This is a genomic window from Mucilaginibacter sp., assembly GCF_028287845.1.
Taxonomy (GTDB): domain Bacteria; phylum Bacteroidota; class Bacteroidia; order Sphingobacteriales; family Sphingobacteriaceae; genus Mucilaginibacter.
On the sequence record NZ_JAQBOW010000123.1, the window covers coordinates 1 to 8,392 of the forward strand.

11 protein-coding genes are annotated in these 8,392 nt (G+C 38.2%); 7 read left to right on the top strand and 4 right to left on the bottom strand.

The features are described from left to right. Positions 1–171: 171 nt before the first annotated feature. The 4 genes from JWP71_RS12570 to JWP71_RS12585 all read right to left on the bottom strand — a co-directional run bounded on the left by JWP71_RS12570 (position 172) and on the right by JWP71_RS12585 (position 3,436). A complete protein-coding gene (locus JWP71_RS12570; protein ID WP_299500475.1) occupies positions 172–579 on the bottom strand; it encodes a hypothetical protein in 408 nt (135 codons plus the stop codon). Between the two features lie 316 nt (positions 580–895). Next, a complete protein-coding gene (locus JWP71_RS12575; protein WP_299500478.1) occupies positions 896–2,035 on the bottom strand; it encodes a beta-ketoacyl-ACP synthase III in 1,140 nt (379 codons plus the stop codon). 6 nt (positions 2,036–2,041) lie between these two features. Further along, entirely contained in the window at positions 2,042–2,941 is a 900-nt protein-coding gene (locus JWP71_RS12580; protein ID WP_299500481.1) for a hypothetical protein, read from the bottom strand. Between the two features lie 6 nt (positions 2,942–2,947). Further along, positions 2,948–3,436: a hypothetical protein gene (locus JWP71_RS12585; protein WP_299500484.1), complete on the bottom strand. Its 489-nt coding sequence runs from the start codon at positions 3,434–3,436 to the stop codon at positions 2,948–2,950. Between the two features lie 129 nt (positions 3,437–3,565). On the opposite strand from JWP71_RS12585, the gene JWP71_RS12590 reads away from it, so the two are divergent. The 7 genes from JWP71_RS12590 to JWP71_RS12620 form a co-directional block, all read left to right on the top strand. After that, on the top strand, positions 3,566–4,366 hold the full coding sequence (locus JWP71_RS12590) for an SDR family oxidoreductase (protein WP_299500486.1): 801 nt from the start codon (positions 3,566–3,568) through the stop codon (positions 4,364–4,366). Positions 4,367–4,405: 39 nt separating this feature from the next. After that, a complete protein-coding gene (locus tag JWP71_RS12595) occupies positions 4,406–4,861 on the top strand; it encodes a 3-hydroxyacyl-ACP dehydratase FabZ family protein (RefSeq protein WP_299500488.1) in 456 nt (151 codons plus the stop codon). Between the two features lie 14 nt (positions 4,862–4,875). Beyond that, a complete protein-coding gene (locus JWP71_RS12600; protein WP_299500490.1) occupies positions 4,876–6,150 on the top strand; it encodes a beta-ketoacyl-[acyl-carrier-protein] synthase family protein in 1,275 nt (424 codons plus the stop codon). Continuing rightward, the gene (locus tag JWP71_RS12605; RefSeq protein WP_299500492.1) at positions 6,151–6,408 is read left to right on the top strand and encodes an acyl carrier protein; all 258 of its coding nucleotides are present in this window, start codon (positions 6,151–6,153) and stop codon (positions 6,406–6,408) included. Continuing rightward, on the top strand, positions 6,405–7,046 hold the full coding sequence (locus JWP71_RS12610) for a 4'-phosphopantetheinyl transferase superfamily protein (protein ID WP_299500495.1): 642 nt from the start codon (positions 6,405–6,407) through the stop codon (positions 7,044–7,046). Before JWP71_RS12605 ends, JWP71_RS12610 begins: the two co-directional genes overlap by 4 nt. A gap of 24 nt (positions 7,047–7,070) precedes the next feature. Next, positions 7,071–7,985 (top strand): hypothetical protein, encoded by a 915-nt coding sequence (locus JWP71_RS12615; protein ID WP_299500499.1) that lies wholly within the window; start codon positions 7,071–7,073, stop codon positions 7,983–7,985. A gap of 114 nt (positions 7,986–8,099) precedes the next feature. Beyond that, the coding region (locus JWP71_RS12620; RefSeq protein ID WP_299500502.1) for a nuclear transport factor 2 family protein at positions 8,100–8,392 on the top strand (293 nt) is incomplete at its 3' end.

Sequence of the window (8,392 nt, forward strand, 5' to 3'; positions counted from 1 at the left end):
GGTTCGGTAATTTGCTGAACACCTGCGTTTTTTAACAGGCTCATGGTTACACCGTTTTCGCAGTGTGCCGCCTGTATGTGTTTAAATGGGAGTATGGGCTCTGAATTCATTTAATTATTATAGAAAATTTCTTCACCCTCTTTCCGCGCGGCGAAGAGAGGGTGAAGGAAACTATTCCGCTTTAATGGTCATAGTTTTTAGATCAGGTATACTTACGTTAAAAACTTCGGCATACTTCTGTAGTTTTTTGTCGGAAAGGCTATTAAACACATCAGGTTTTAAATGCCTTTTTACCTGCCATTGCCAAAAGCCGGTATAGCCCGCCAGTATTTGTACATCCATCAATCCTTTTTCCATAAAAAATAGGATAGGGCTCGCTTCATTATTCTGCACTTTTTGTTTTGCTGCCGCGATACGTTCTTCAACATCGTGCCATGCCGCATCAAGCGCGGTGGTTTTTACATCCCAGCCATTGCTTAATTGGGTTGTGTATTTACCAGACTCATCCGTAGCATAGCACACCTCTTTGGTAATTTTACCCAAAGCGCCCAAATCCTGCGGAACATCTTCTTTTTTCATATTACTATATCAATACGAGGGTTAACCTGTAAACTTGGGTAGCTGATATAATACCAGTGACTTGTTTCATCTTGTTTCAAATACTTGTTTCACCACTCCTAAATTAAGCAATCTGTAATTATTTGATTATCAATTGAAAAGATTGAAATCATACTTAAGAATACTGACTTAAAAGTTGTTACATTTTGTTACATCACTTTTTGTCAATCGTCTCATAAACAGTATTTTAAGTCGAAATCTTGTTTCACTTGTTACATTTTGTTACACATTTGCGTGAAACAAACTCATACCTAACCGCACACTTTTTCCTCGTAATTTAACAAACAGTAAGCAAAGCATACATGTATGAAAAACGCGCACTTTCAGGAACAAGTAACAATATCTTCTCGCCTTTTTTTAACCTACCGCTGTGGAACAGCTCATCTATCATTAAATAAACCGATGCCGCGCCAACATTCCCTACTGTGTACAGGTTGATAAACCATTTCTCGTAAGGGATACCCCCGCCATATATTTCAACCAGGTCGTAAATTTTACTCTTAAAGAAGTTACTGGATATATGGGGCAGAAAATGGTCAATATCGCTTGCGGTAAGCCCTTTCTTCTCAAATATCTCTTTTATCTTTTTGCCGCCTAATGGCACTATGTTATCGCTTAACAAATTAATATCCTGCTTAACGCTGAATATAGATTTGGTCATGATCTCATCGGGCGTGTAATCCATAAACCCCTTTAATGTACCATCAGGTTCTTTATCACCGCCCATATACATACAGGTTTCCATTTCATTAGCGTAGGATACACCCTCTATCCAATCAATACGCAGACTCAACCCTTCTTTATTAGGCTCATCGCTTAATAAAAAGGCCGAAGCGCCGTCTGATAACATCCACCTCAAAAAATCCTTTTGAAAGGCAATGAAAGGATTATCAGTAAGCTCTTTTAGTTTCTGTGCCTCTTCTTCAAATACATCAGAAACTAATAAGCCCGAAAACCTTTCAGAACCTGTTGCTACTGCCGATTTAACTTCGCCTGCTTTTATAGCTAAATAAGCATATTTAAGCGAGTGCATGCCCGCGCAACAAACCCCTGACGGAGAAACTACTTCAATAGCTTCAGCCTCTGGCAACCAGCCATGCGTCATTACTCCGTGCGATGGCATCATTTGATCGGGAGAGGAGGTGCCACATGATAGCAATTCAATATCTTTTATTTTGTTTGGATCATCTTTAAACAAGCCCTTTACAGCCAACGCGGTCATTTCGGCATTGGTGTGTGTAGGCTTGCCGCCTTTTGTTAGGGCATAATAGCGTGTTTTTATACCATTATTACGTAGTACTATGCTTTTTGATTTAGACGGTTTATCATTAATATAACCCAAATACAGTTCCATATCGTCGTTAGGAACGGGTTCATTCGGTAAAAATGTAGAAGTATTGGTAATATAAACGGGCATACCTGTTTAATTTAAATTTAAATAATATTGTTTCTTCGCCCTAATACGTTTAGGCGAAGTGTATCTGAATAAAATGGCATCTAATGTTATCAATATGGGCGCGCCTACAAAAAAAGCAATTAACAGGTAATATTTATAGGCCCTTATCCAGGGCAGCTTGTTTTTCCGTTTAGAAATTATATTTGCCCAAACCTTGAATATTTTACCGGCTGTGCCTTCAATTATCATTAAGTTGTAATTTAGTACAACAGCCTTTTTGGCGTCAAGCTCGTTTTGTAAACTTCCCCAATCATTAAGCTCTAAATGTGGTATAACGGCCTCACCAAATACTTTGGTATGCTTTATATCCGCATCTGAAACACCCGGAGGGGGGAAAATGTTTAGATACCGGTCTTTTTTTCCATGCAGCATCCAGTGGAAGATGGTAATGAAGCTAATGGGGTTAGGATGTGTATCAACTAAAGCGATGTTACCCACCAGTTTAGCCTGGGTGGCACGCAATAATTTTTTAACACGAACAAACGCATTCAGCCACATGTTGCGCGCACCTGTTGCGGTTATAACAGGCGTGTTTTTTAAAACAACCCTTAATTCAGGACTTTGCATTAAAGAATTAAAGGGTATACTAGGCGATAAGAACCAGGCCTGGTAGCCTAATATAACCAGGTCATATTTCTTTTCTTTTAATTCAAACGGTTGTAGCGCGGCAGGAACATCCAACTGGCAATCGGGCATTACACTAAAAAAGGTATCTGCTGTCCAGGGGAAGGTTGGTTCATTAACTAATCTAACCCTAACTTTTTCTACAGAAATGCCGGCATCAATAAGTGGCTGCGTAAAGTTATCTATGATCTCACCTAACTGCCCGGATTGCGAATAATAAATAGCTAATACTTTTTTACTCATACTATCTTACAGATCCTGTGCGTGCAATAATTTTGAATTTTTGGTATAATCCATTATAGCGTTTTGTACTACCGGCGGCAGGTTTTTATAAGCTTTTAAAATGATTTGTTTATCAGCTTCAAGGTCGGTACGGTACTTAACTATTTTAGGGGCATGTTCCTGTATGGCAAAACGCAAAAAGTGAAACTCCACATTGTTAGTATCGTTCAAAAATGCTGTTTCAAATTTTATACGACCTGCTTTAAAGAATTTTAGTTTCTCGGCAGGGCGCCCCAGTAACCCGGCTTTACGCATTAGTAAAGCACCTTCATAGCCATCTTTTTCATTAAATGATGAGGCAGCTATAATATCCAGCTCTTTATTAATTACAACTAAATTTCCGGAAGACATCGCATCATAAAAAGCAGCTTTATCAAGTTTTTGCGGCAGGTTTTTACTTAGAACAACCATACCCGGCAAAGTTAAAAGCAAGGCAAATATTATTCTGATTTTCATATTTATTTTTACATCAGTATCAACACAAATATAGCCAATTATACCGCTTTGCCTAATTAAGTAAGCTGTATAAACCGTAAATTAGCAAGATTTGAATTACATTTAGACCTTAATAATAATTTAAGTTAAGTGCATAATACTCAAAAACAATTTTCTGGCAACTGGGCCCTTATCTTAGGCGGATCAAGCGGATTTGGTTTTGCAACCGTAGAGAAGCTGGCCTTGCATGGCATGAACATAGCGGTGCTATACCGCGAAACTGCCGCAGCAGAAAGGGAGCTTAAACAAAAGTTTACCCAAATTGCAGCAGCTAATGAGGTAACCATTTCTCCTTTTAACATAAACGCGCTTGATGCAACAGCTCGCATAGCTTTTATTGAACAGTTTACAAAAGATAAAAAGCATTCAGTTAAATTATTACTTCATTCTATCGCCCGTGGAAATTTAAAACCATTAGTTAATGATGGAGATAAAGGGGCGCTTACACAAGAAGATATACAGCTTACCACCTATGCCATGGCTACCAGTTTGCTCGATTGGACAAAAGATTTATTAGCTGCCGATCTTTTTCATGCTGATGGTCGCATTATTGGTTTAACCAGCGAAGGCTCGACTAAATACTGGGAGGGTTATGCCGCAGTATCTATAGCAAAAGCTTCATTAGAAAGTTTGACCACTTATATGGCTGTTGAGCTGACTAAGTTTGGTTTAAAAACTAACCTGATACAGGCTGGTGTAACTGAAACCCCATCCTTAAAAAGAATACCTGATAGTGAAAAATTGATAGCACATGCCCTTGCAAGAAACCCGTCTGGACGAATAACTACCCCGCAAGATGTAGCTAATGTTATATACCTTTTATGCACAGACGAGGCGGCATGGATAAATGGGTCTGTAATTCATGTAGATGGCGGAGAACATTGCAGATAGTTATTTGTAGTAGGTAGTGCCATAAGTATTATAATTTATATGAATGATATATTAAAATATTTACCTTATAAGTCTTCTTTCCTGTTTGTAGATAACATTAACTCACTTGATGAAAATGGAGTAACAGGAGATTATACATTAAAAAGTGACGCTTTTTTTTACGAAGATCATTTCCCCGGTAATCCGGTAACTCCCGGAGTTATTATTACCGAGATTATGGCGCAGATAGGTTTAGTGGTTTTGGGTATACATTTAATGGTTAATGGAGTGCAGCAGCGAGGAGTTGCTATGGACGAAGGCTCATTCCCATTATTAACATCAACCAATGTTGATTTTTTTAAAATGGTATTGCCCGAAGAAAAAGTTACGGTAACTTCTAAAAAGCAATATTTTCGTTTTGGTAAATTAAAGTGTTTAGTAGAAATGCATAATGCGGATAACGAATTAGTAGCAAAAGGGGTTTTTTCAGGCATTATAAAAAATGCTGTTAAATAAAGAATTAAGTAAGAATGAGTAACCGCGTTGTAATTACTGGCTTAGGTGTAGTATCGCCAAATGGATTAAATATTCCTGATTTTTTGCATGCAATACAAAACGGTATATCGGGTATCCGTTTTATTCCGGAGTATGAAGATTTGAAATTTAATTGCCAGGTAAGCGGTGTGCCCGAGTTTGAATGGGAGCAGCTACGCAACTATATTACCGAAACCAGCCTGTATGGCTTAAAAGGCAAAGGAATTGCTTACGGTATAAAAGCCGCACTGGATGCATGGACAGATGCCGGTAATGAAATAGTAAGCGAAGATACTTTATGGGAAACAGGCTGTGTGTTTGGCAGTAGCGTTGCAGATACTGATGTTATAAAAACCGCTATAACCCGTGTCGATGCCCGCGAGTCGAAAAAATTAGGCTCGCGTGTGGTTGAGCAGATAATGAATAGCGGGGTCACAGCCTATATTTCGGGCAGGTTAGGGTTGGGTAACAAGATCATTAATAACTCTGCCGCTTGTGCTACCGGTACACAATCCATATTAATGGGTTATGAGTATATTAAGTTTGGAATGGCCAAACGTATGGTAGTGGGTAGTTGTGAATATGTTGACCGCTATGTTTTTGGCGGATTTGATTCTATGCGTGTATTATCGCGCAAGTTTAATGATGAGCCCGAAAGGGCATCGCGACCAATGAGTGCATCGGCAGGTGGTTTTGTACCGGGCTCAGGAGCTGGAGCGTTGATATTAGAAGATCTGGATTTTGCCTTAGCGCGTGGAGCAAAAATATATGGCGAGCTGTTAGGCGGGTCAACCAACTCCGGCGGGCAGCGCAATGGCGGCAGTATGACAGCGCCCGGGCCCGAAGGTGTTGTCAAATGTATCATGGAGGCAATTGCCAATTCAAATATAAGTGCTAATGATATTGATTTGGTGAGCGGCCATTTAACTGCTACCATTGCTGATAAACTGGAAATTCAAAACTGGGTACAGGCATTGGGGCGTAGTGGTGATGACTTTCCGATGGTTAATTCATTAAAATCAATGATAGGTCATTCGCTTAGCGCAGCCGGATCAATAGAGACTGTTGCGGCTGTTTTACAATTAAAACATAACTTTGTGCACCCTAATTTAAATTTAGAAGACCCCATCCCGGAAATTTTAGATATAATTGGGGCAAACAATTTGCCAACAATAAAGGTAGACAAAGAAATTAACACAGTTGCGAAGGCTAATTTTGGTTTTGGTGATGTTAACAGCTGTTTAATTATCTCAAAATATAAAAACGATTAAATGGATAGAAAAGAAATTTTAAGTGAATTAAAAAAAGTATTGGCCCCGTATACAGAAAGTAAGGAGATGTTGGATGGGATCAACGAACAAACCGACCTTATAAAAGATTTAAAGATCAACTCGGCTAACCTGGTTGATATTATAATAGATGCTGAAGCACAATACAATATTGAAATAGATTTTGACGCTGCCGAGAAAATGTACAACGTAGGGAATTGTATTGACGTAATTTCTGAAAAAATAAACAAACCTGCGTGAAAAGCGCCGGCAATGATATTGTCGCGCTAAACGTTATTGATAAACAACGCACCTGTCAGCCCGTATTTTATTCGAAATTTATTACCCCTTTTGAGCTGGGGCTTTACCGTCAGCCTCAAATGCCCTTTGATATTTTTGTATGGCTTTTATGGTCCGTAAAAGAATCGGCCTTTAAATACCTGAAAAAGGGCGATGCTAACCTTGTTTTTTCTCCTTCAAAGATAATAGTTCAGGATATTGAAGTTGCCCTGGAATTTGCAGGTGATCGATGGGAAGGCGACCAATCCGTCGCGTCGTTTTTTAAAGGAAGTATTTTGTATGATATGCATACGCTTTATTTTAAATCAGTCATTCATGCTGAATTTATAGCAACCGTAGTGGATGGTGAAAATACCTTTCAACATGTTTATTGGGGTGTGCAATTAATAAATGAGAGCGATAGCGTTAGCCAGTCGGAAGCTGTACGGTTATTTGTGTTAAATAAACTAAATAGCTTGTTTCCTAATCATGCGCTAAGTATAGATAACGGTCTGGCAGGCTATCCAATTTTGTTTAATAATGGAAAGGAAATGGATATCCCAATTTCATTTTCACATCATAATCGTTACGTTTCTTATTCGTTTTTGAACTTAAAATAAAAATTAAATCTGCATTTTTACGACATGTCATTACTGTCGCGTCGATGTATATTCTTTGTTTTAATTGCAACTATTTTCTCCTGTAAATTCAAGGAAGAGGACATGCATAATACATCATTTAAAAAGGTAAAGGGTATTTACTATACCGAAGTTCGCAGAAGTTTTGATTCGGGCCTGGCGTTTAATAAGTACGGATACCAGTTATCATCAATATGGCGGCTGATGTTTTATTCTGATAGATATGCAAGTGTATATAATCCAGATAAGAATATTTTTCTAAAGTTCCCGGTTACGTTAGATCATGATTCTATTTTTAACATATCAGGTGCCTGGCTAAAAGCATTGCAGGTAACAAAGGATAGTTTAAAATTACAGGTATTGCAGGTAAAAGGCAAAACCATCTATTGGGCCAGATCTAACGTATACATGACCTTTTATGCAGATAATTATATAAAAAATGTGTTGCACAAAGATACTGTTGATCTAAGAAAACCACAGCGAAAAGACAGCCTGTTTATAATGAAGCGTATAGCCTTGGTAAACGCTAATTCGGATAGCTCATTCGCTGCGCGCGAAACCGCTGTTTTTAAAAGCAAGAATCCGTTAGTAAAAGTGGCAAAGGAACCAGTGGCGGCAGATATAATGAATAAGTGGGATAACTCCGACGAATACATGTACCCCGAATATACCATAACTATCAATAAAGCTTACCAGGATTTTTCTTATTCGTTTTTAGCGACTGTTGATACACAGGGGCAGTTACATTTTCAACGATCATTGATTTATGTATTTCCTGAATTTGAAAAATCGACCATAAGAATAATAAAGGGCATCATTGATGGATACCTTAAATTATATGTACAGGTAACTCCCGGTAAAACACTTCAAATACCTCACAATAGCGCTGTTACTCTAAATGTTATTGGTAAAAAGGGTTAATGATTAATGTTGACGGATCAGCTGAAAAGTTAACTTAAATTTAATTAAAAAATAGGGCTGCTCTGTTATAAAATTATAGCTTTACTTAAAATAACCACCTAAATATAAAATATTATGACCACCAAAGACGTAGCAAACAAATTAGTGCAATATTGCCGCGAAGGCAAAAATGTTGACGCAATTAATGAGTTGTATGCTGATAATATTGTAAGCAAAGAAATGGAAGGCGCGCCAAGAAATGTAACTACTGGTAAAGCCGATGTTTTAGCAAAGACAGTAGAATGGCATAACAGTGTTGAAGAAATACACAGCGGCGAGATATCAGATCCGTTAGTTGCAGGAAATCATTTTACAGTTACGATGAATATGGACGTTACGTACAAAAAAAGTGGACGTATGCCAATGAG